Below are 22,928 nucleotides of genomic sequence, written 5' to 3'. Positions count from 1 at the left end.
TTTGGTGAGGCTTCTACCTATCTGTAGGCCATCCCTATCGTAGGCTTGCGCTTACTTCTAGTTGACGCGGGGTGGAGCAGCCCGGTAGCTCGTCAGGCTCATAACCTGAAGGTCACAGGTTCAAATCCTGTCCCCGCAACCAAATTAAAACAGCCCGGCCAAGCCCGGGCTGTTTTTGTGTCCGGCCGACCGTGGCCGTGAATTCGAACCCCTCAGGGGCCCCACAAAGAACCAAGCCGACGCAGCAGGACAAATAAGACAAAGCCTGTCCCCGAAACCAAACGCCCGCCGGGCCAAAAGCCGGCGGGCGTTGCGCGTTTGGAGCATATGTGAGCCGTAGATCGGAAGCGCAAACGACAATATCTGCGTGACACGACAAAGCCGGACAGAAATGACATCCCGAGCGCGTCGGCGATCCGGTTGGAGTTCGCGTCCGTCGTCGCGCGCATGCTGCCATTTGAGATGACGACCGYGGGCATCGACTTTGCATGCCGCTCCTCGATTGCGCCGGCGCCCTCAAGGCTGAGACGACATTCCGGTCGTGCCGAATGAGGCGACGGCATCTCTCCCGGAGCCGGATGGCGGCAAGGTGGAGCATGGCCGAATCAGCCAGATTGCTAATAGATGACATCTATTGCTATCCGCGTTGGGCGCCCCCATAATCTTTGCAGGAGGTTGCCATGCCAAATTACGCTTTAAACGACCACTATGAGAGCTTCATCAGGAAGCAGCTCGAATCAGGCCGCTACAACAACGCCAGTGAGGTTGTCCGCGCGGGCCTGCGCATGCTCGAGGACTTCGAGGCGGAGCGGGAGAAATGGCTGCGTGAAGATGCACCGGCGCGCCTGGCTGAGCTCCAGCAGGATCCAGCGAAAGGGATCCCTGCCGACACGGTGTTTTCGCGGCTGGAGGCGCGTCATCGCGCGAAACAGGCGAAAGCCAAGTAGGGGATGGAGTATCAGATTGTCTTCCACCCCAAGGCGGAGTCCGAGCTGGAAGCGCTCTATGACGATATAGCGGAGCGCGCATCGCCTGCGATCGCCTGGAATTTCGTTGTGGGTATCCGCGAGCATTGTCTCGGCCTGTCGACTTTTCCACAGCGCGGCACCGAGCGGGTCGAGATCATGCCTGGGCTGCGGATTGTTGGGTACCGGCGCGCTGTCAGCATTGCATTCGCCGTCGAGGGCGAGCGGGTGCTGATTTTGGGCGTCTTTTACGCGGGCCGCAACATCACGCCGGGATTGCTTGAAGAACGGCTCTAAGCGGCGCTCAAGCAGGGGGGGCGGCCATGGCGCACCGCCCAGCGAGGCCAGCGATTTCGGGCCGATGGCATCCGCTCGGCGCTGATCTGGTGGCGAGCTTCATGGGGATAAGCTGCGCCGGAAAGCCGGTCGCAATCGGGCCAAGCCAACTCACAAATTCCGGCCTCACCAAGATCTCCACGAGAAATCGAAAAAAGGGTGATCTTGGCTGTTGACAGTTGTTGAAGGTGGCGACTATATACGCCTCACCAACGAGGGCGGCACGCCGCTGGCGACGAAGAAGTTTGCTTCTAAGCCTGCCCGTTGTGAGATTCAAGAGAGCCGCGTAAGCGACACTCGGACGGCCCCGGAGCCAAAAGCGAAACGGGCCACGACACTGCGTCTGCGGTGTCTGTTCTTTGAAAATTGAATATTGAAGAAAGAGAAACGTGGGCGGCAGAGTCCTGCTGAACCTCTTATCCCGCCAGGGATAGGTTGTTCGAACGAGACTTTGGCGGACACGTTTTGAGAGAATAAAGTCTACCAAGACACGTGAGTGTCTAGGTGTGAATGTTCTCGTCAATTCAAAGCGTGACCAGATAAAAGCCAATCAAAGTTTCAAAACTTGAGAGTTTGATCCTGGCTCAGAACGAACGCTGGCGGCAGGCTTAACACATGCAAGTCGAGCGCCTCGCAAGAGGAGCGGCAGACGGGTGAGTAACGCGTGGGAATCTACCCATCTCTACGGAACAACTCCGGGAAACTGGAGCTAATACCGTATACGTCCTTCGGGAGAAAGATTTATCGGAGATGGATGAGCCCGCGTTGGATTAGCTAGTTGGTGGGGTAATGGCCTACCAAGGCGACGATCCATAGCTGGTCTGAGAGGATGATCAGCCACATTGGGACTGAGACACGGCCCAAACTCCTACGGGAGGCAGCAGTGGGGAATATTGGACAATGGGCGAAAGCCTGATCCAGCCATGCCGCGTGAGTGATGAAGGCCCTAGGGTTGTAAAGCTCTTTCAACGGTGAAGATAATGACGGTAACCGTAGAAGAAGCCCCGGCTAACTTCGTGCCAGCAGCCGCGGTAATACGAAGGGGGCTAGCGTTGTTCGGAATTACTGGGCGTAAAGCGCACGTAGGCGGATTGTTAAGTTAGGGGTGAAATCCCGGGGCTCAACCCCGGAACTGCCTTTAATACTGGCAATCTCGAGTCCGAGAGAGGTGAGTGGAATTCCGAGTGTAGAGGTGAAATTCGTAGATATTCGGAGGAACACCAGTGGCGAAGGCGGCTCACTGGCTCGGTACTGACGCTGAGGTGCGAAAGCGTGGGGAGCAAACAGGATTAGATACCCTGGTAGTCCACGCCGTAAACTATGAGAGCTAGCCGTCGGCAAGTTTACTTGTCGGTGGCGCAGCTAACGCATTAAGCTCTCCGCCTGGGGAGTACGGTCGCAAGATTAAAACTCAAAGGAATTGACGGGGGCCCGCACAAGCGGTGGAGCATGTGGTTTAATTCGAAGCAACGCGCAGAACCTTACCAGCCCTTGACATCCCGGTCGCGGTTTCCAGAGATGGATCCCTTCAGTTCGGCTGGACCGGTGACAGGTGCTGCATGGCTGTCGTCAGCTCGTGTCGTGAGATGTTGGGTTAAGTCCCGCAACGAGCGCAACCCTCGCCCTTAGTTGCCAGCATTCAGTTGGGCACTCTAAGGGGACTGCCGGTGATAAGCCGAGAGGAAGGTGGGGATGACGTCAAGTCCTCATGGCCCTTACGGGCTGGGCTACACACGTGCTACAATGGTGGTGACAGTGGGCAGCGAGACCGCGAGGTCGAGCTAATCTCCAAAAGCCATCTCAGTTCGGATTGCACTCTGCAACTCGAGTGCATGAAGTTGGAATCGCTAGTAATCGCGGATCAGCATGCCGCGGTGAATACGTTCCCGGGCCTTGTACACACCGCCCGTCACACCATGGGAGTTGGTTTTACCCGAAGGCGCTGTGCTAACCGCAAGGAGGCAGGCGACCACGGTAGGGTCAGCGACTGGGGTGAAGTCGTAACAAGGTAGCCGTAGGGGAACCTGCGGCTGGATCACCTCCTTTCTAAGGAAGAACCTTAATGGAAACGCTCATCTGATGAGCCTCTGCCTTTCGGTTCTCTTGGAACAAGACGGCAGAGAGTCACTCTGACCGTCGCGCATACCTTAAGCGGGTCTGCCGCCTTCGTTTCTCTTTCTTCAGCGAATGACTTTGGATTGCGCTCGCGCGCCGTGTCGCACCCTCCTGTTGATTAAGATGGGCGGGTGCTGGCGCTCCGCGAGGGCGCGGCACGAGCCGCGACGGCCGCCGGTTTTAGTTAGATTTGGCGGCCTTGCGAGGCTCTGCCTCGAAGCCGACTACCATCTGCGCTTGGGGCTTAGGGCTTGTAGCTCAGTTGGTTAGAGCGCGCGCTTGATAAGCGTGAGGTCGGAGGTTCAAGTCCTCCCAGGCCCACCACTTCGCAATCCGCAAGGATTGTCGGATCTCCTCGATATCTGTCGGGAAAATAATCAGGGGCCGTAGCTCAGCTGGGAGAGCGCCTGCTTTGCAAGCAGGATGTCGTCGGTTCGATCCCGTCCGGCTCCACCACTCGCGCAATCCGCAGGGATTGTCGCTTCTTCTCCAGGGAAGAAAGAGGTGTCGAGTGGAGATGAAGGTGTCCGAGAAAAAGTCATTCGAAAAAAGATTTGCGGGAAGCTTTCTTGGCTTTCCCGCCTGTTCTGTTTGACATCGTAAAGAGAAGATTTGTTCGAACTTCATGAGCCCAAAAGGCTTGTGATTTGTCGCGGGAGACGCTCAATCTCCCGCATATGATGGGTTTGCCTAACCGCACCCTCGAACCGATCTCGAGAAGCTGGTCTTTTTGTGCCAATGACATCGGGCTAAATCCCGCACAGGATTTGGCCCATGCGACGATCCCTTCGGGGTCGCGCTGAAGCAGGATCCTTCGGGATTTGGCTGAAGCGACGATCTCTTCGAGATCGCGCAGGTGGGCATTGGCAATGAGAACGATCAAGTGTCTTAAGGGCAATTGGTGGATGCCTTGGCATGCACAGGCGATGAAGGACGTGATACGCTGCGATAAGCTACGGGGAGGTGCGAATACCCTTTGATCCGTAGATTTCCGAATGGGGAAACCCACCTAAGGTACTTGGAAAATCAGAGCAGCAGGCCGGCGCGATCCCTTTGGGGGCGCGTTGGAGCGACAATCTCTTCGAGATTACGCTGATGCTGCTGTGGTTTCCAAGTATCGATAATAGGTAACTTACCCTGAATACATAGGGGTAAAGTGGCGAACGCGGGGAACTGAAACATCTAAGTACCCGTAGGAAAGGACATCAACCGAGACTCCGGAAGTAGCGGCGAGCGAACCCGGACCAGGCCAGTGGCGATGATGAGACAAGCGGAACCTTCTGGAAAGTAGGGCCATAGTGGGTGACAGCCCCGTACGCGTAATGCAAATCATCGTCCTCGAGTAAGGCGGGACACGTGAAATCCTGTCTGAAATTGGGGGGACCACCCTCCAAGCCTAAGTACTCGTGCATGACCGATAGCGAACTAGTACCGTGAGGGAAAGGTGAAAAGCACCCCGACAAGGGGAGTGAAAGAGTACCTGAAACCGATTGCCTACAAACAGTGGAAGCCCAAGGTTCGTCCTGGGTGACCACGTACCTTTTGTATAATGGGTCAGCGACTTAGTGTGACGAGCAAGCTTAAACCGCTAGGTGTAGGCGCAGCGAAAGCGAGTCTGAACAGGGCGTTCAGTTCGTCGCATTAGACCCGAAACCGAGTGATCTAGCCATGAGCAGGTTGAAGGTAAGGTAACACTTACTGGAGGACCGAACCCATAACTGTTGCAATAGTTCGGGATGACTTGTGGCTAGGGGTGAAAGGCCAATCAAACTCGGAAATAGCTGGTTCTCCGCGAAATCTATTTAGGTAGAGCGTCGACCGAATACCCCAGGGGGTAGAGCACTGGATGGGCTAGGGGTCCTCACCGGATTACCAAACCTAACCAAACTCCGAATACCTGGGAGTACTAGTCGGCAGACACACGGCGGGTGCTAACGTCCGTCGTGAAAAGGGAAACAACCCTGACCTACAGCTAAGGTCCCCAAGTTATGGCTAAGTGGGAAAGGATGTGAGGATCCCAAAACAACCAGGATGTTGGCTTAGAAGCAGCCATCATTTAAAGAAAGCGTAACAGCTCACTGGTCTAAATAAGGGTCTTTGCGCCGAAAATGTAACGGGGCTAAAGCCATACACCGAAGCTTAGGGTTCGTGAGCAATCACGAGCGGTAGCGGAGCGTTCTGTAAGCTGATGAAGCCATACCCGTGAGGGGTGGTGGAGGTATCAGAAGTGCGAATGCTGACATGAGTAACGTAAGGGGAGTGAGAGACTCCCCCGCCGAAAGACCAAGGGTTCCTGCTTAAAGCTAATCTGAGCAGGGTTAGCCGGCCCCTAAGACGAGGCGGAAACGCGTAGTCGATGGGAACCACGTTAATATTCGTGGGCTTGGAGGTAGTGACGGATCATTGAGGTAGTCCAATCTTATCGGATTGAACGGGCTGCTGCGTGGTTCCAGGAAATAGCTCCTCCTTATAAACCGTACCCGAAACCGACACTGGTGGTCTGGTAGAGTATACCAAGGCGCTTGAGAGAACTATGCTGAAGGAACTCGGCAAATTGCACGCGTAACTTCGGAAGAAGCGTGACCCTTTTCCACGCAAGTGGAGGAGGGTGGCACAGACCAGGGGGTAGCGACTGTTTATCAAAAACACAGGGCTCTGCGAAGTCGCAAGACGACGTATAGGGTCTGACGCCTGCCCGGTGCTGGAAGGTTAAGAGGAGGGGTGCAAGCTCTGAATCGAAGCCCCAGTAAACGGCGGCCGTAACTATAACGGTCCTAAGGTAGCGAAATTCCTTGTCGGGTAAGTTCCGACCTGCACGAATGGCGTAACGACTTCCCCGCTGTCTCCAGCATAGACTCAGTGAAATTGAATTCCCCGTGAAGATGCGGGGTTCCTGCGGTTAGACGGAAAGACCCCGTGCACCTTTACTATAGCTTTACATTGGCATTCGTAGTGGCATGTGTAGGATAGGTGGTAGGCTTTGAAACCTGGGCGCCAGCTCAGGTGGAGCCACCCTTGAAATACCACCCTTATTACTATGGATGTCTAACCGCGGCCCGTTATCCGGGTCCGGGACAATGTATGGTGGGTAGTTTGACTGGGGCGGTCGCCTCCTAAAGAGTAACGGAGGCGCGCGATGGTGGGCTCAGAACGGTCGGAAATCGTTCGCTGAGTGCAATGGCATAAGCCTGCCTGACTGCGAGACTGACAAGTCGAGCAGAGACGAAAGTCGGTCATAGTGATCCGGTGGTCCCGCGTGGAAGGGCCATCGCTCAACGAATAAAAGGTACGCCGGGGATAACAGGCTGATGACCCCCAAGAGTCCATATCGACGGGGTTGTTTGGCACCTCGATGTCGACTCATCGCATCCTGGGGCTGGAGCAGGTCCCAAGGGTATGGCTGTTCGCCATTTAAAGCGGTACGTGAGTTGGGTTCAGAACGTCGTGAGACAGTTCGGTCCCTATCTGCCGTGGGTGTAGGAATATTGAAAGGATCTGTCCCTAGTACGAGAGGACCGGGATGGACGGATCTCTGGTGGACCTGTTGTGGCGCCAGCCGCATAGCAGGGTAGCTATATCCGGACGGGATAACCGCTGAAGGCATCTAAGCGGGAAACCCACCTTAAAACGAGTATTCCCTGAGAACCGTGGAAGACGACCACGTTGATAGGCCGGGTGTGGAAGAGCGGCAACGCTTGAAGCTTACCGGTACTAATAGTTCGATCGGCTTGATCGTTCTCATTCCTTATGCCCATCTCGGCGCAATCCAAAGGATTGTCGCCAGAAGTCAGATGGTTTGTTCTTACTCACGCTTGTTCCGCCCTGCGGGCGGCACTACGTGGGTGCGGCGCATCGGCGCCGACGGTCGGTCGACCTTGCGAAGCTTCGCTTCGAAGGGCCAGACCCCAAGAACAGCCAGGCACAAAAAAGACCAGCGAACAGCTCCGAGACGGCCAAAAAATAGGTAATCCCTATTGGCTACTCACTAATAGCTATTCGCTCAAAAGCTTCTCGAAACAAACGTGCGTTTTGCCGACCTGGTGGTTATGGCGGAGCGGCTGCACCCGATCCCATTCCGAACTCGGCCGTGAAACGCTCCAGCGCTGATGGTACTTCGTCTCAAGACGCGGGAGAGTAGGTCGCTGCCAGGTCTGCCAAACGCACGTTGATCTCACATCCAAATCGGATGCAGAGAAATCTTCTCTTTATGAACAGGCCCGCCAACGGGATCACGGGCCGCGTAAGCGGCCCTTTCATTTGGTGAGGCTTCTACCTATCTGTAGGCCATCCCTATCGTAGGCTTGCGCTTACTTCTAGTTGACGCGGGGTGGAGCAGCCCGGTAGCTCGTCAGGCTCATAACCTGAAGGTCACAGGTTCAAATCCTGTCCCCGCAACCAAATTAAAACAGCCCGGCCAAGCCCGGGCTGTTTTTGTGTCCGGCCGACCGTGGCCGTGAACTGCCTGTCCCCGCAACCAAATCACAAACGCCCGCCTGGCCAAAAGCCGGCGGGCGTTGCGCGTTTGGGACGCCTTGCCGTCGATTCTCCCATCAATGTAAGTTGTCTCTGACGTTTCCATGCGGCGGAAATTGCCCATCTGTTGCAGCGTCCTGCAACAGGTCGCCGAATAGGCGTCACGCCATGGTGCGGCCGCGCGATCGGTTTTTCTCGGCCGCGGCGAGCAAGTCGACGAAGGCGCGCACCTTGGCGGGCCGGAACCGGGCCGGCGGAAAGACGGCATGGATGCCGCCGGTGGGCAAGCTCCAGTCGGCAAACACCGGCACCAGTCGTCCCTCCGCGATATCGTCGCTGACGCTGTAGTCGGGAAATACGCCCAGTCCGATGCCGGCGAGCACGCAGGCATGGGCGGCGGGGCTCTTGTCGCACATGATGATCGGATTGAGTTCGGTCAGCACGGTTTCACCATCCCTGGAAAACAACCATTGGCCGATGCCGCGCAGCTGGGCGTTGCCGACCCAGGCCAGCGATCTTGCCTGGCGCGGGCTGACGTCGGGCGGCAGGCTTGCCGCGAAGGCGGGGCTCGCCACCACGGTCTGCCGTATCGTGCCCAGGCGACGCGCCTGGTTGGAGGAATCGGCGAGCCAGCCGACGCGGATGCCGAGATCGATCTGCTCGTCCACCAGATTGCTCACCGCGTCTTCGAAGATCGCCTCGACGCGCATATGCGGATAGGCCTTCAGATAAGCGGCCATGACCGGAGCCACCACCTTGGTGCCATAGTCGAGCGGCGCGGTCAGCCTCAGCGTCCCGCTCGGCTCGAACGCTCCGTGCGAGATTTCGCCATAGGCCGCCTCTGCCTCGCGCAGGATGATCATCGCGCGATCATAGAAGAGGCGACCTTCTTCGGTTGGCGTGACGCGCCGTGTGGTCCGCTGAAGCAGCGTTGCGCCCAATTCCTCCTCGAGCTTGCCGATCTGGTGACTGACGACGGCCTTGGCGACACCAAGYCGGTCAGCCGCTGCGGTGAACGAGCCGGTTTCCATCACCGTGGTGAAGTAGGCGAGCCGATTGAGGTTCAGAAGTTCGGCCAAAGCGACAGCCTTTTTGTCTGATTAGATCAGACAGTTTGTATTATTGGACGCTGTTTATCGCAAGGCTGTCGCCTGTCATGGATGCGCCAACACATTCGACCGGTCGGTGGCCGGCATTTCCGCACCAAGGATGGCAGCGATCTTGAGCAATTCAGAAGTGACCTACCTCTTCGATCCGCTCTGCGGCTGGTGCTATGGCGCCACCCCGATGCTGGACAGGCTGTCGGCCGGTGGCGTGTGCGTCGAGCTGCTGCCGACCGGCTTGTTCTCGGGTGCCGGCGCGCGTCCGATGGATGAAGGTTTTGCCGCCCACGCCTGGGCGAACGATCAGCGCATCGAGCGGCTCACCGGACAGAAGTTCAYGCAGGCCTATCAACACAACGTCCTCAATGTCCGCGGCACCTTGCTGGACTCGCACGCCGCCACACTCGGCATCAGTGCTGCCGGCCTGGTAGATCCCTGCCGTAGACTTTTCGCGCTGAAGACGATCCAGCGGGCGCGCTATGTCGACGGCGCGATATCGTGACGATCGACGGCGTTGCCCAGGTGCTCGCCGCCGCCGACATGAGGAGCGCGGGCGACCTGCTGAAGGCGCCGACGGAGGAGCTGATGACGGCCCACCGCGAGTTGGTCGGCCGTGGCCGCGCGCTGTTCCAGCGCCTGCATGCCGATGGCGTGCCCGCTCTGGCGGTCATGCGCAACGACGCGCCCCGGCTCATCGGTTCGAATGCATTGTTCGGCAGCTTCGACAACCTCGTCGCCCACATCGCGGCGTGATCCATCCACCAGCAATCTCCAACAAGGAAACGGAAAAGACATGGCAAAAGTCGCTCTCATCGGCGCATCAGGCGCTGTCGGTTCGCGCCTTCTCAGGGAACTCTCGGATCGCGGCCACACCGTCACTGGCATCGCCCGTAACCCGGAAAGGATCGCGGCGCTGCCGGGCGTGACAGCCAGGAAGGGCGATGTCTTCGACAAGGAAGGCCTCGCCAACCTGATCCGCGGCCATGATGTGGTGATCAGCGCCGTGCATTTTCTGGACAGCGATGCCGACGCGCTGATCGCTGCCGTGCGCGCCTCCGGCGTGAAGCGCTATCTCATTGTCGGCGGTGCCGGCAGTCTCGAAGTCGCACCCGGCAAGCGTCTGGTCGATACGCCGGAATTCCCAGCGATCTACAAGGCTGAAGCGCAGAAGGGCGCTGACTTCCTGGACAGGCTGAAGACCGTCGGTGACCTCGACTGGACGTTCCTGTCGCCGTCCGCCATGTTCATTCCTGGGGAGCGCACCGGCCAATTCCGTCTCGGCAGGGACACCCTTCTCGCTTCGGACAAGGGCAGCAGCATTTCGTTCGAGGACTACGCCATCGTCATGGTCGACGAGATCGAGAAGCCGGCCCACGTCAGGCAGCGCTTCACCGTCGGCTACTGATCGAACGAAGCCCGGCCGATCTTGTCAGGCTTCTTTCGAACAGCGTCGGCGTTGCCGACGTCCTTCAGTTCGGTGCGGCGCGTCCAGCATCGTCTGCCTCCTGATCGCCGGCCCTGTTGGTCAGCACGATGTGGCAGCAGCCGGAGCCGTGGCCCGGCGTCCAGGTGACGTTGTCGAAACGCACACCGGTCGCCTCGAACAGGCCGCGGTCGAAAGCGCCGGCAATACGGCAGAGCGTGGCAAGTTTCTCGTCACTGAGCCCGGCCTCGACCCAGGCGTCCTTCAGCGGGCAGCGTCTGACCTTGAAGGCGATGCGGCTATCGCTGCGTTCGACATCGGTCGGATACATGCGGCCGCCGTCAGGGCTGATGGCCAGGAAGGCTTCGCCGATCGCGCGTGCATCGTTGGCGCCGAAGCTGGCGAAGGCGGCTGCGGCCACTTCCTTGCCGCGCTGTTCGATGGCGCGGATCATGATCGCTTCGGCTCGTTCCGCACCGAGCTCTCCAGTCAGTTCTTCGAGTAACAGACGATAGAGATCGGCGCGGTTGCGAAAGGCGGAATCGAGTTCGCGCGACAGCTTTTCGGATCTGGCTTCGGGGTCGGTCATGTTGGGTCCTGGTTTGTTGTTTGACCATGATCTTGTCCCGAAAACCGGATCCCACTTTTCGCTGGCGCGGTCCTTCGGTTCGGGGTCATGGTCGGATCCTGTTCAATCTTGGCGCGGCTGCCACCAGCGCCTTGCCGATGGCAGATTGCGGCGCGTCGATGACGGTCCGGGCATCGCCGCTCTCAGCAATTTGGCCGGCTTCGAGGAGGACAACGCGGTGGGCGATCGCCCGGACGACGCCGAGATCATGTGAAATGAAGACATAGGCGATCCGTTCCTGGCGTTGCAGGTCGAGCAGCAATTCGAGGATCTTCCCACGCACCGAGACATCGAGCGCCGACACTGCCTCGTCCAGCACGATCAGCGACGGCTTAGTCGCGATGGCGCGAGCGATGGCGACGCGCTGGCGCTGGCCGCCGGAGATTTCATGGATGGCGCGCGGGGCGACATCAGCGGTCAGCCCGACGCGCTCCAGCAAGGCGGCGATGCGGCGCGGGCGTTCGGCGCGGGCGGCGATTCCATGGATACGCAAGGGGTCGTCGAGCACGCGCGCCACCGTGGCGCGCGGGTTGAAGGCGGCAAGCGGGTCCTGGAACACCATCTGCAGGCGGGCGCGTCGCGCCCGCAATGCTGCGCCACTCAAAGCCAGGAAATCATTGCCTTCGAATTCGATACGGCCTGCATCCGGTTCGATCAGCCGCAGCACCAGCCGCGCGATCGTCGATTTGCCGCTGCCGGACGGTCCTGCCAGCGCCAGCGTTTCGCCGGGGTCGATATGAAAGGAGACATCGTCGACGGCGGCAATGGTCTTGCCGCCACGACGGTAGCTCTTGGTGAGGTTGGAAACCGTGAGCAAGCTCATGCGTCGGGCCCGGCTCGGTTGAGCAGCGGTGCGGCGTCGAGGCCGATATGGGCATCGAGCAGCGTACGCGTATAGGCTTGGGTTGGCGCACCAACGATCTGTGCCGTCATTCCTAGCTCGAGCAGTTCACCATGACGGAACACGGCAATCCGTTCGGCAAGCTCGGCCGCTAGCGCGATGTCGTGGCTGATGAACAGCAGCGTCATGCCGTCCTCTGCCACCAGCCGCCGTATCAAAGCGACGATCTCGACCTGCACGATGGTGTCGAGCGCGCTGGTCGCCTCGTCGGCGATCAGCAATTTCGGACCCGCCGCAATCGCGGCGGCGATCGCCACACGCTGCTTCTGGCCGCCGGAGAGTTGATGCGGGAAGGCCCGTAAGGCCGAGTCCGGCAGGCGGACGCGTTCAAGCAAGCTCTTTGCCTTCGCGTACGCCTGTGGCCATGTCAGGCCGAGATGGGTGTATGCCACTTCCGCGATCTGCTTGCCGACCGTCATGACGGGATCGAGGCTGGCGGACGGATCCTGGAAGACGAAGCCGATGTCTCGGCCGCCGAGGGGGGCCTTGGCACCAGAGGATGGCGACGGTGGCAAGAGCCAGTCAATGCGGCCTTCAATCTGGGAAGACCGCGGCATCAGCCCGGCAATCGCCAATGCCAGCGTGCTCTTGCCCGAACCGCTTTCGCCGATGATGGCCAGGCGTTCGCCAGCGACGATGTCGAGGTTGATAGTCTTCAACGCCGCGACCTCGTTGCCATCGCGGCGGTAGGTCACCGTCAGGTCGCGGATCGAAGCCAGTGTGGTCACGACAGGCCTCTTCTTACGGCTGTCGTTTCGACGATGCCTTCACCGGCGAGATAGACACCCAGTACAGTCAGCACCAGTGCAATGCCCGGGACGATCGACAGGAAGGGCGCGGTGCGCAGCACGGCGCGGCCCTCGGCGATCATGCCGCCCCAGGTCACCCTGTTGGGATCGCCCAGGCCAAGGAAGGACAAGGCTGCCTCGGTGAGGATCGCGGCGGCGACGATCACCGAGGACATGGCCAGCACCGGCGGCAAGGCGTTGGGCAGAACTTCGCGAAAAGCGATCGCCAGCGGATGCATGCCGATGACCCTGGCACCGGCAACATAATCGCGCTCCCGAATGGAGAGGACCTCGGCGCGGGCGACACGCGCCGGGCCGGTCCAGGTGCCGAGCGCGATAGCAATCACAACGATGCCGAGCGACGGTCCAACGACGCTGACGAAGGCCAGCGCCAGCAGGAAGCCAGGCACGGTCTGGAAAGCGTCGGTGATACGCATCAGCATCTCGTCGATGAGCCCACCGGCAAAGCCGGCCAGCGTGCCAACCACAGAGCCGATGGCGAGGGCCGCCGCCGCTGCCGTGAGCCCGACGGCGAGCGAGGTGCGGGCGCCATGGAATAACTCGGCCAGCACGTCACGACCGAGGCGATCAGTGCCGAGCGGCAGCGACCAGTCCTGAAATGGCGGCAGCAGCGCTGGTCCGGCGATGGCTTGCGGGTCACCGGGAAACAGCAGCGCTGCCGACAGCGCCATGGCAATCAGCGCCGCCAGGAGGATGGCGCCGGCGACAGCCTCGGGTGTGGGCAGAAAACGGCGGAGCGGGCTCATGTGCCGGCCTCGCCGGCGCCGACGCGCGGATCGAGAAAGGCATAAGCGATGTCGACGAGCAGGTTGATGACGATGACCAGGACGGCGCTGGTGAGAATAATCCCGAGCAGTAGGGGAGTGTCCCGCGCGGCCACCGCTTCCTGCGCCAGCCGGCCGAGGCCGGGCACGGAAAAGACGCTCTCGATGACGACGCTACCGCCGAGCATTTGCGCCGATTGCAGCCCGAGCATAGTGACCAGTGGCAAGAGTGCGTTGCGGGCGACGTGGGCGAGGACGATGCGGCGGCGGGACAGCCCCTTGGCGCGGGCGGCCAGCACAAAATCTTGCCGCCAGACTTCGGCCATGCCGGCACGCATCATGCGCAGATAGAGCGCCAGATAGATGAAGCCCAGCGCCGAAACCGGCAGGATGAGGTGGATGGCGATGTCGGCGGCGCGGTCGAGGCCGGTCTTGTCAGACGCCAGGGTCTCGATACCGCCGATCGGCAACCAGCGCAGGTCGACGGCAAAGACGACGATCAGAACCAGGCCGAGCCAGAAACCCGGCACGGCATAGAGCGCCAGCGAGCCGATCGACAGCAAACGGTCGCGAAAACTGCCCGGTCTGGCGCCGGCGTAGATGCCGAGTGCCGAGCCCAGCCCGAAAGAGAGTGCGGTGGCGCTGATCATCAGCAGCAGCGTGGTGGGCAGCCGCTCGAGGATCACGTCGCGGATCGGCCGGGAGAACGTCACCGACTGGCCGAGATCGAGATGCAGCAGCGCCCAGAGATAATTGGCCAGCCGTGTCAACTCCGACTGGTCGAGGCCCCAGCGGTGGCGCAGGAGTTCGATCATGCCGGCGTCGCCGCCGGTCGAGACGATGTAGGCGTCGACCGCGTCGCCGGGCGCTGCTTCGAGCAGCAGGAAGGTGCCGACAACGACGATCAGCAGCACGAAGATGCTGCCGACCAGGCGACGACGGAGGAGGATGAGGGCGCGGGTCACGGTGGCCTCGAGCGCTGGTCACTGAGCCGCCTAATAAATATGCCGCGCCTGGGCGGCGCGGCCAGCCAATCTCCCCCCATGAGGGGGAGATGTCCGGCAGGACAGAGGGGGGTATCGTCGAGCTCGACGTCTGTCCGTGTATCTACGACAGTTTCGCCGCGAACTTTCATCCGCGCGACTGTGTCACGATTCCAGATAGGTGTCCGCCCAGTTCGACACCGCCCAGCGCGGGTTGTTGGCAATGTTGCCGACGGTGTCGCGCGCGACGCTGATGAAGCTCCATTCGGCGACGTTGATCAGCGGCAGGTCGGCGGCCACCTGTTTCTGGAATTCTTTGTAGAGGTCGGTGCGGGCAGCTGTGTCGAGCGTCTCGGATGCCTTGGCGATTAAGGCATCGAGCGCATCGTTCTTGTAGCCACCCTGGTTGGAGAACGGCACGCCGTCTGGAATGCCGCTCTGCACCAGGATGGTGGTCGAGATCGCCGGGTCGCCGCGGAACACCGGCGGGCCGACCGCGAGGTCGAAGGCGTGGTCGGTGTAGACGGCCTTGATGTGCGCGGCCGAGTCGTTGTTCACCAGCTGGGCATCGATGCCGATGGCGGCGAGCGCCTGGCGCAGATAGTCGCCGAACTGCTTGGTCTCGTTGAAATAGGGCGCCGGCAAAAGCTTCAGCGAGAAGCGGTTGCCGTCGGCGCCTCGTCTGTAACCGGCCTCGTCGAGCAGCACATTGGCMTTGGCGACGTCGAAGGCATAGGTCGGCACGTCAGCGGTGTAGAATTGCGGATCGTTCTTTGGCACCGGACCGGTGGCGGTGGCGGCATAGCCGAGGAACACCGTCTTGACGACGAAATCCTTGTCGATGGCATGCGCGATCRCCTGGCGCACCTTGAGGTCGGCCAGCTCCTTGCGGCGATGGTTGATCTCGACGACGAGCTGATAGGTCAACCCCTCATAGCCCTTGGAGATCACCTTGAGGCCCGGCACCTTGGAGATGCGGTCGAGGTCAGCCAGCGGCACGGCGGAAAAGGCGGCGAGCTGGATCTCTTCGGCTTCCAGTGCACTCGCCGCCGACGTGCGGTCGGGCAGCACCTGATAGATGATCTCGTCGAGATAGGGCTCGTCCTTGCCCCAGTAATCCGTGTTCTTCGTCAGCCGGTAGTACTGGCCAGCCTTGTATTCGCCGAATTTGAACGGCCCGGTGCCGATCGGCGCGTTGTTGGCCGGGTTGTCCTCGATCTTGCCCACCTCGTAGATGTGCTTCGGCACGACGCTGCTCAGTGCCGGCAGCGCGTTGCGGATCAGCTGGAACGGGGTCGGCTTGGCGAATTTGAACACGGCGGTGAGATCATCCGGCGTGTCGACGGCGGCGAGATCCTTGAACACGGTACGGCCGAGATTCTGCAGAGGCTTCCATACCTGCAACGCCGAGAAGGCGACATCGGCCGAGGTGAACGGCTTGCCGTCATGCCATTTGACGCCATCGCGCAGTTTGAACGTGGCGGAGAGCCCGTCGGCAGCGCCTTCCCAGCTCAAGGCCAGCCGCGGCGCAAGCCCGTCCTTGCCGTCGAAGGAGGCTTCAGCCAGCGTTTCGACGATCTTGCTGGAGATGAAGAAGACGCCGTTGGAGGCGACGATCGCCGGGTTGAGGTTGCGCGGCTCGGAATCGGCGGCAAGCACCAGGCGCCCACCCTTCTTCGGCGTCTGCGCCCAGCCGAATGTCGGCATGGCGGTGGAGGCCAGCAGCATTGCCGAGCTGGCAAGCATCTGGCGTCTGGAAATCGTGAAACCTGACATGATCGAACTCCGTCCTCTCCGCAACCCAACCGGGTGCGCCAATCCCCTCGAACGCCGGCGAGCCCGCCAGCGTCCTTGCGGTGGCGATTATGAGCCTTGCCGAGGGTTTCGCCAGAGACGGAATTGGCGCATCCTTGCTTGGCTTTGAAATTTTCGTCCGCTGGACCAGTTTGGAGGAGCGGTTCAATTCGATCGATCTGGTAGGACCAGATTCTGTTGAATGCGCTGACATAACGATATGGTGAGTTTGAAGCAGGCCATTTCGCGTGTTTCTGGCTAGACCAGAGCGAGCGAAATGGTGCAGATTTGATCCACAGCCAAGGGATCGGGAGCAAACGGCCGGCGATCTCGGGCAATTCAGGGAGAGAGAGATGAACATTGCTCAGGGCAAGAGTGCCGTCAGCAATATCCCGTTCGACCAGGCAAGGGTCGACCGGCTGATGGAGGAGGCAGGCATCGATGTGCTGCTGGCGACCTCCAAGCACAACACGCAGTATCTGCTGGGCGGCTACAAGTTCATCTTCTTCGCCGCCATGGATGCGATCGGCCACAGCCGCTATTTGCCTGTCGTCATCTATGAGAAGGGCGGACCCGATCATGCCGCCTATATCGGCAACCGCATGGAAGGCGCCGAGCACCAGAACAACCCGTTCTGGACACCGACCCTGCACGCCGCCTGCTGGGGCACGCTCGATGCTGCCAATCTCGCCGTCGAGCACCTGCGGAAGATCGGCAAAACGGGCGCCCGCATCGGCATCGAGCCGAGCTTCCTGCCATCGGATGCCTACACGCTGATCCGCAAGGCATTGCCGGACGCCAAGCTGATCGATGCGACAGCCATGCTGGAGAGCATGCGCGCCATCAAGACCGATGCAGAGCTGGAGAAGCTGCGCACCGCTTCCGAACTGATCACCGATTCCATGCTGGCCACAATCGCCTGGGCGGGCGAAGGCACGACCAAGACCGACATCATCGAGCAGCTTCGGCGCGAAGAGACCAATCGCGGCGCGCATTTCGAATATTGCCTGCTGACGCTGGGCTCCAGCCATAACCGCGCCGCTTCACCGCAGGCGTGGAAGAAGGGCGAGGTGCTGTCGATCGATTCCGGCGGCAACTATCACGGCTATATCGGCGACCTCTGCCGGATGGGCATTCTGGGCGAACCGGATGCCGAACTCGAAGACCTGCTGGCCGAGGTCGAGACAGTGCAAAAGGCGGCGTTCTCCAAGGTCAGGGCGGGCACGCTTGGCGGCGACATGATTTCGCACGCCGAGGGTGTGCTGAAGGCCTCGAAGGTCGCGGCCTATACGGATTTCTTCGCCCACGGCATGGGGCTGATCACGCACGAAGCGCCGTTCCTGATGACCAACCATCCGGTGACCTATGAAGGCACCTACGCGGCCAAGCCGCTGGAAAAGAACATGGTGCTATCAGTCGAGACGACCATGCTTCACCCGACGCGGGGGTTCATCAAGCTGGAGGATACACTGGCGGTGACGGACACCGGCTATGTGATGTTCGGCGACCGGGGCCGGGGATGGAACAGGGGTGGCGCTTCATAGGCGGATGGCAGGTGCTGTCCGGAAAACCTATTTGTCGCCCGGCGGCAGCAGCCTGAAATCCGGCAGCTCGCGCAGCACCAGTTCCGGCCCGGCTGGTGAATAAACGACGAAAAGCTGCATTGGCCCATCGCCGGTGTTGAGCGTCGAGTGGAAGCGGCTTTCGGGCACGTAGATGGTGCAGCCGGGGCCGACCTTCTCGACCACCGGATTGCCCTTCTCGTCCTCGACCATCTGCTCGCCGTTGCCTGAGATGACGAAGATGATTTCCTCCGCGCCCGGATGGTTGTGGCGTGTGTGGCCCTTGCCGGAGGGCAGGTCGACGACTCCGCCGGAAAAGCGCGTCGCGCCATTCACTTCAGGGGCCACCGTCAACGCCAGCCTGCCCCAGTCGAAGCCGAAGGCGCTGACGTCCTTGGGGTAGACAAACATCTTGCTCTTGTCGGTCATCTCTCATCATCCCTTCTTTTTCTTCTGGTCATGAAGCGAGACGGCCTTGAAATCAGCCGTCTGTTTGGCGATCGCGGCCTCCGCCGGCAGCCGTTCCATCGAGCTTGCGCCATAGAAGCCGTGCAGGCCCTTGCAGCGGTCGAGGATATAGCGCGCGTGATCCGGCATCGAGATCGGCCCGCCATGGCAAAGCAGGATGACATCCTTGCGCACCGAACGGGCCGCGTTGGCAATGGCATCGATCTCGACAACGCAGTCGTCGAGCGACTTGGCCGAGGTGGCGCCGATCGAGCCGCCGGTCGTCACCCCCATATGGGCGACGACGATGTCGGCACCGGCCCTTGTCATGGCGCGGGCCTCATCGGGGTTGAAGACATAGGGCGTGGTCAGCAGGTCGAGCTTATGCGCCTCGGCGATCATCTCGACCTCGAGCCCAAAACCCATGCCGGTCTCCTCGAAGCTTTGCCGCATCTGACCGTCGAACAAGCCGATGGTGGGAAAGTTCTGCACGCCGGAAAAGCCCATCGTCTTCAGCTCGGCGAGAAGCAGCGGCATGATGACGAACGGGTCGGTGCCGTTGACGCCGGCCAGCACCGGCGTCTTCTTGACCACCGGCAGCACCTCATAGGCCATCTCCTTGACGATCTCGTTGGCATTGCCATAGGCGAGCAGGCCGGCGGCCGAGCCACGCCCGGCCATGCGGTAGCGGCCGGAATTGTAGATGATGATGAGGTCGATGCCGCCGGCCTCCTCGGCCTTGGCCGACAGGCCGGTGCCGGCGCCGCCGCCGACGATCAGCACGCCCTTTTCGATCATTGCCCTGAACTTCTTCAGTATGTCCTTGCGCGGTATGGCGGGCATGTCCTGGATCTCACTGTCTGGCGATGTCGAGAAAGGCCGCAACCGCGGCCTCGGCGAATTCGGGGTCGTTGATGTGCAGCGGCAGGCGCGTGACGCGGCGCATGTCGTTCGGCTGGATGGTGCGCTCGACGGCTTCGAACAGAACGGCGTCGGCCTCTGGATCGAAGAAAGCACCGCCTTCGATGTCGAGCGCCGAGACACCTTTTTCCGGAATGAGGACATGCACCGGCCCCTCGCAGAGGGCGAGCCTGGTGCCGATCCATTCGCCGATTGCGCGGCACTCCTGCGCCGTGGTGCGCATCAGCGTGACGTTCGGATTGTGTTCGTACACCAACCGTCCGCGATAATGTTCCGGGATCGTCGACGGCGCCCAGAAGTTGACCATGTCGAGCGCGCCGACCGAGCCGACATAGGGCAGCCCGGTGCGGGCGATCGCACCGAAACGATCCTCGGTCGCCGGCAGCACGCCGCCGAACAGCAGGTCGCAGACCTCCGTCGTGGTGATGTCGATGACCCCCGACAACAGGCCGCTGTCGGCCAGCTTCTCCATGCTGCGGCCGCCGGTGCCGGTGGCGTGGAAGACCATGCAGTCATAGGTCGAGCGAAGCTGGTCGGCGATGGCGGTCACGCAAGGGGTGGTAACGCCGAACATGGTGAGGCCGATCGACGGTTTGCCATCGGCCGGCGGCGCCGGCCTGGCCGCCATGCCTGATATGGCCAGGGCGGCGTTGTGCAGGACGACACGGGAAATCCGGTTCAGCCCGGCCATGTCGGTCACCGATGGCATCATGACGATGTCGGAGACATCGACATAGGGCGCGGTGTCGCCGGAAGCGAGCGTCGAGACCATGATCTTGGGCAGGCCGAGCGGTAGGGCACGCATGCCAGAGGTGATGATCGAGGTGCCGCCGCCGCCACCAATGYCGATCATGGCGGCGATGTCGTTTCGCGATTGGACAAAGCGGGCGAAGGCGATGCCCATGGCGGCGACCGCGGCGCCACGGTCATTGCCGCCGAGCACGGCGTCACGACCGCCGGGGTGATGGCCGGCAATGTCTTTCGCCGGGATGTCCACCGCGACGGTTGGGTCGCGCGTCCCGACATCGACGCGCGAAACGGCGGCGCCCGTGGCGGCTATCGCATCCGCCAGGAAGGCGAGTTCCTCGCCCTTGGTGTCAGCCGTGCCCACCACATAGATGCGCTTCATTGCGTTCCCCAATCCAGGCCGGCGCAATGCTGCGCCCCACCGCTCATTGCCCGGCCGCTCGACGATGCGAAGGTCATTGCAAATTTTTGAGACGCGCGTATCGTATTGACATGGATGTCTCACGTCAACAATCGACAGCAGGCGAAGACGCCGAGCGGGGTAGCGGCCAGGCGCTGGAGCGTGGGCCTCGCGCGCGCACGAAACGGCTTATCCTGGAGACGGCGACAAGGCTGATGCAGGCGGGCGTCACGCCGTCGGTCAGCGAGGTTGCCGAAGCGGCAGAAGTTTCCCGCGCCACCGCCTATCGCTATTTCCCGAGCCAGGCGGCGCTGGTCCACGCGGTGGTCGACGAAGGGCTAGGCCCGATACTCGAGTGGCGATCCGATTCGTCCGATGCCGAACGCCGCGTGGCGGAGTTGATAGACAGCGCGATGCCGCGCATCGAGGCCTTCGAGGCAACGTTCAAGGCAGCCCTGAAATTGTCGCTGGACCAATGGGCGCGCGAGCAGGCAGGCACGCTGGGCGGCGAGCCACCCTTCACCCGTGGCCATCGCATGGACCTGCTGGAGGATGCGCTTGCGCCACTGAGGGGCGAGCTGCCGCCGCGCGAATTCGAGCGCCTGGCGCAGGCGCTGTCGCTGATTTTCGGCGTCGAACTGCTGATTGTGCTGAAGGACATCTGGGGCCTGGACAGCGGCAAGACCCTGGCCGTCGCCCGGTGGGCGGCCTCAGCGCTGGTGCGCCAGGCGCGACTCCGGACGCCATCCTGACCAGGGGTGGTGGCGGCGTGAGTTGGGCATGGAGGAGGGCTGGACGAAGGCGGATGCAGGATATGAGACTTTCTCCCGACGCGGACCGGATTGGGGGTCGTCGAGGGCAATCCTGGGCGGTCGCCGCGGTAGCTCGGAGCGAATCTGGTTCGACCAGATTTGAAGGTCGGCGATTTCAGTGATTTTGGGGATTGGCGTTTTGCGAACGGGATGAAGGTGGAGAATTGCCAAAAATGAAGGAAATACCAACATATAGCGGACGTTTTCAGCTTATTTCGGTGACGGCAAATTTTAAGAAAGCGCTTGACGAGCATCTTAAATTGGTAATACCAGATTAGGAAAGAAAAGGCGGATCGGGAATGACAGCCGCAGTCCATTTCGGCAGGGCGAGGAGGATCACACGGATGGCGCGTGTTCCGTCCGCACGAGGTGGCACATCGTGACGCAGACGTCGCCTCGCGCCAGTGCCGGCAAGGGGATTGCGCTGCGCCTCGATGGGCTCAGCAAAGCCTATGGATCCGTGCGCGCCATCAACGACCTGAGCTTCGCCGTCGACGAAGGCCGCTTCTTCGTACTCTTCGGGCCGAGCTCGGTTGGCAAGACGACGACGCTGCGCACTATCGCCGGCCTCGTCCAGGCCGACTCCGGCACGCTTGAGATCGGCGGCCGCGACATGACCCATGCGCCGATCGCCGGCCGCGGCATCTCGATGGTCTTCCAGTCTTTCGCGCTTTACCCCCACCTCACGGTCTACGACAATCTCGCCTATCCGCTGCGCGAGGAGAAAGTCGCGCGCGCCGAGATCGACAAGCGGGTGAAAGAGACCGCCGAGATCCTGAAGCTGACACACCGCCTGAAGGCCAAGCCGGCAACCCTGTCCGGCGGAGAGCAGCAGCGCGTCGCGCTCGGCCGCTCCCTGATCCGCCGGCCAAAGATTCTTCTCCTCGATGAGCCGCTCACCAATCTCGACGCCAAGCTTCGGCACGAGACGCGCGCCGAGCTGAAGCGGCTGCACCGCCAGTTCGGCATGACCGTGATCTATGCCACGCCCGACGAGCTCGAGGCTCTCTCGATGGGCGAGACGATCGCCGTCATGCGCGATGGCGGCATCGTCCAGATCGGCACGCCGGACGAGCTTTACGAGCAGCCGATCCATACCTATGTCGCCAGCAAGATCGGCTCGCCGCACATGAATCTGTTCACGGCCTCGGTGCGCGCCGACACCAGGTCTTTCGACACGCCGCTCGGGACACTGGTTCCGGCGACGGCGCCAAAGACTGCCGATGCCGGCGAGGCCGCGCTGATCGGCATTCGCCCGAGCGACATTCGGCTCGCCGCCAAGGGCGAAGCCGGGGTTGCCTCGAAGGTGCATCTGGTCGAACCGCTCGGCGACATCACGATCGTCTCGGTCGAGGCCGGCGGCGAGATGTTGCGCATGGTGCTGCCGGAAGCGATCGCCGCCAGCATCAGGACCGGCGATTCGGCATCGATCGCCATCGATAACAGGAAAATCCACGTCTTCCGCGCCGTGAGCGGCCAGGCAATGACCTGACGCGAACGGCGAGAAGCAATCCGGTTAACCAAGGGAGGAAACGCGAATGACGGCGATGACCAAAGTGAAAGGGCTAGCGACAGCCGCAAGCTTCGCTGCCACGCTACTGGTGGGAGGCGTGACCTATGCCTCTGCCGAAGAAGTGACGTTGACGATGGCGGTGCCGGATTGGCCCCCGACCCGCATTATGAAGAAGTACCTCGACGAGCAGTACAAGCCCAAGTCTGGCAATACCGTGAAGCTCGATGTCGAC

General features: G+C 61.1%; 17 protein-coding genes, 4 tRNA genes, 3 rRNA genes and 2 pseudogenes. 15 read left to right on the top strand and 11 right to left on the bottom strand.

Annotated elements, in window-relative coordinates:
• Positions 1-65 precede the first annotated feature (65 nt).
• From AC1D0I_RS29425 to AC1D0I_RS29400, 6 genes are all read left to right on the top strand, one after another.
• Positions 66-142 (top strand) — tRNA-Met (locus AC1D0I_RS29425).
• 538 nt (positions 143-680) lie between these two features.
• Entirely contained in the window at positions 681-947 is a 267-nt protein-coding gene (locus AC1D0I_RS29420) for a type II toxin-antitoxin system ParD family antitoxin (protein WP_477399570.1), read from the top strand.
• A 3-nt stretch (positions 948-950) separates the two neighbouring features.
• Positions 951-1,262: a type II toxin-antitoxin system RelE/ParE family toxin gene (locus AC1D0I_RS29415; protein WP_477399568.1), complete on the top strand. Its 312-nt coding sequence runs from the start codon at positions 951-953 to the stop codon at positions 1,260-1,262.
• Between the two features lie 600 nt (positions 1,263-1,862).
• Positions 1,863-3,347 (top strand): 16S ribosomal RNA (locus tag AC1D0I_RS29410).
• A 316-nt stretch (positions 3,348-3,663) separates the two neighbouring features.
• Positions 3,664-3,740, top strand: a tRNA-Ile gene (locus AC1D0I_RS29405).
• 56 nt (positions 3,741-3,796) lie between these two features.
• A tRNA-Ala gene (locus AC1D0I_RS29400) sits at positions 3,797-3,872 on the top strand.
• 82 nt (positions 3,873-3,954) lie between these two features.
• Here the strand turns inward: AC1D0I_RS29400 and AC1D0I_RS29395 are convergent.
• Positions 3,955-4,299 carry a hypothetical protein gene (locus AC1D0I_RS29395; RefSeq protein WP_477228969.1) on the bottom strand — a complete coding sequence of 115 codons (345 nt, stop codon included), beginning with the start codon at positions 4,297-4,299 and terminating at the stop codon, positions 3,955-3,957.
• Here AC1D0I_RS29395 and AC1D0I_RS29390 point away from each other — a divergent pair.
• The 3 genes from AC1D0I_RS29390 to AC1D0I_RS29380 all read left to right on the top strand — a co-directional run bounded on the left by AC1D0I_RS29390 (position 4,294) and on the right by AC1D0I_RS29380 (position 7,814).
• Positions 4,294-7,152 (top strand): 23S ribosomal RNA (locus AC1D0I_RS29390). The genes AC1D0I_RS29395 and AC1D0I_RS29390 overlap by 6 nt on opposite strands.
• A gap of 300 nt (positions 7,153-7,452) precedes the next feature.
• Positions 7,453-7,567, top strand: a 5S ribosomal RNA gene (gene rrf / locus AC1D0I_RS29385).
• The 16S, 23S and 5S rRNA genes sit together here with 3 tRNA genes alongside, the layout of an rRNA operon.
• 170 nt (positions 7,568-7,737) lie before the next feature.
• Positions 7,738-7,814 (top strand) — tRNA-Met (locus AC1D0I_RS29380).
• 236 nt (positions 7,815-8,050) lie between these two features.
• On the opposite strand, the gene AC1D0I_RS29375 is transcribed toward AC1D0I_RS29380, so the two are convergent.
• Positions 8,051-8,968 (bottom strand): LysR family transcriptional regulator, encoded by a 918-nt coding sequence (locus AC1D0I_RS29375; protein ID WP_477227841.1) that lies wholly within the window; start codon positions 8,966-8,968, stop codon positions 8,051-8,053.
• Positions 8,969-9,110: 142 nt separating this feature from the next.
• Here AC1D0I_RS29375 and AC1D0I_RS29370 point away from each other — a divergent pair.
• Both AC1D0I_RS29370 and AC1D0I_RS29365 read left to right on the top strand, forming a co-directional pair.
• Positions 9,111-9,745: pseudogene (locus AC1D0I_RS29370) on the top strand (DsbA family protein).
• Positions 9,746-9,785: 40 nt separating this feature from the next.
• The gene (locus AC1D0I_RS29365) at positions 9,786-10,397 is read left to right on the top strand and encodes an NAD(P)-dependent oxidoreductase (protein WP_477343978.1); all 612 of its coding nucleotides are present in this window, start codon (positions 9,786-9,788) and stop codon (positions 10,395-10,397) included.
• Between the two features lie 64 nt (positions 10,398-10,461).
• Here the strand turns inward: AC1D0I_RS29365 and AC1D0I_RS29360 are convergent, their stop codons facing one another.
• The 6 genes from AC1D0I_RS29360 to AC1D0I_RS29335 all read right to left on the bottom strand — a co-directional run bounded on the left by AC1D0I_RS29360 (position 10,462) and on the right by AC1D0I_RS29335 (position 16,276).
• Positions 10,462-11,004 (bottom strand): L-2-amino-thiazoline-4-carboxylic acid hydrolase, encoded by a 543-nt coding sequence (locus tag AC1D0I_RS29360; protein WP_477399566.1) that lies wholly within the window; start codon positions 11,002-11,004, stop codon positions 10,462-10,464.
• A gap of 85 nt (positions 11,005-11,089) precedes the next feature.
• Positions 11,090-11,866, bottom strand: a complete 777-nt coding sequence (locus AC1D0I_RS29355; RefSeq protein ID WP_477227844.1) for an ABC transporter ATP-binding protein — start codon at positions 11,864-11,866, stop codon at positions 11,090-11,092.
• Entirely contained in the window at positions 11,863-12,672 is an 810-nt protein-coding gene (locus AC1D0I_RS29350; RefSeq protein ID WP_477399564.1) for an ABC transporter ATP-binding protein, read from the bottom strand. The genes AC1D0I_RS29355 and AC1D0I_RS29350 overlap by 4 nt, the downstream gene beginning before the upstream one ends.
• Positions 12,669-13,499, bottom strand: coding sequence for an ABC transporter permease (locus AC1D0I_RS29345; RefSeq protein WP_477399562.1), 831 nt, complete (start codon positions 13,497-13,499; stop codon positions 12,669-12,671). The genes AC1D0I_RS29350 and AC1D0I_RS29345 overlap by 4 nt, the downstream gene beginning before the upstream one ends.
• Positions 13,496-14,482, bottom strand: coding sequence for an ABC transporter permease (locus AC1D0I_RS29340; protein WP_477399560.1), 987 nt, complete (start codon positions 14,480-14,482; stop codon positions 13,496-13,498). Before AC1D0I_RS29340 ends, AC1D0I_RS29345 begins: the two co-directional genes overlap by 4 nt.
• Positions 14,483-14,665: 183 nt before the next feature.
• The gene (locus AC1D0I_RS29335) at positions 14,666-16,276 is read right to left on the bottom strand and encodes an ABC transporter substrate-binding protein (RefSeq protein WP_477399558.1); all 1,611 of its coding nucleotides are present in this window, start codon (positions 16,274-16,276) and stop codon (positions 14,666-14,668) included.
• A 371-nt stretch (positions 16,277-16,647) separates the two neighbouring features.
• On the opposite strand from AC1D0I_RS29335, the gene AC1D0I_RS29330 reads away from it, so the two are divergent.
• On the top strand, positions 16,648-17,838 hold the full coding sequence (locus AC1D0I_RS29330; RefSeq protein WP_457151942.1) for a M24 family metallopeptidase: 1,191 nt from the start codon (positions 16,648-16,650) through the stop codon (positions 17,836-17,838).
• Between the two features lie 27 nt (positions 17,839-17,865).
• Here the strand turns inward: AC1D0I_RS29330 and AC1D0I_RS29325 are convergent, their stop codons facing one another.
• From AC1D0I_RS29325 to AC1D0I_RS29315, 3 genes are read right to left on the bottom strand one after another with little or no spacing between them, the layout of a single operon-like run.
• Positions 17,866-18,285: a cupin domain-containing protein gene (locus AC1D0I_RS29325; RefSeq protein WP_457151941.1), complete on the bottom strand. Its 420-nt coding sequence runs from the start codon at positions 18,283-18,285 to the stop codon at positions 17,866-17,868.
• Between the two features lie 6 nt (positions 18,286-18,291).
• Positions 18,292-19,146 (bottom strand): phosphoenolpyruvate hydrolase family protein, encoded by an 855-nt coding sequence (locus tag AC1D0I_RS29320; RefSeq protein ID WP_477399555.1) that lies wholly within the window; start codon positions 19,144-19,146, stop codon positions 18,292-18,294.
• 10 nt (positions 19,147-19,156) lie between these two features.
• A complete protein-coding gene (locus AC1D0I_RS29315; protein WP_477399553.1) occupies positions 19,157-20,353 on the bottom strand; it encodes a Tm-1-like ATP-binding domain-containing protein in 1,197 nt (398 codons plus the stop codon).
• 110 nt (positions 20,354-20,463) lie between these two features.
• On the opposite strand from AC1D0I_RS29315, the gene AC1D0I_RS29310 reads away from it, so the two are divergent.
• The 3 genes and pseudogenes from AC1D0I_RS29310 to AC1D0I_RS29300 all read left to right on the top strand — a co-directional run.
• On the top strand, positions 20,464-21,123 hold the full coding sequence (locus AC1D0I_RS29310; protein WP_457154412.1) for a TetR/AcrR family transcriptional regulator: 660 nt from the start codon (positions 20,464-20,466) through the stop codon (positions 21,121-21,123).
• Between the two features lie 439 nt (positions 21,124-21,562).
• Positions 21,563-22,675 (top strand): ABC transporter ATP-binding protein, encoded by a 1,113-nt coding sequence (locus AC1D0I_RS29305; RefSeq protein ID WP_457154409.1) that lies wholly within the window; start codon positions 21,563-21,565, stop codon positions 22,673-22,675.
• 46 nt (positions 22,676-22,721) lie between these two features.
• Positions 22,722-22,928 (top strand): annotated as a pseudogene (locus AC1D0I_RS29300) (ABC transporter substrate-binding protein); the annotation flags it as partial.

The sequence above is a fragment of the Mesorhizobium sp. P2_D1 genome (genome assembly GCF_056404455.1).
The sequence above is the reverse complement of the archived record's forward strand: the minus strand, read 5'-3'. Positions and strand labels throughout refer to the sequence as shown.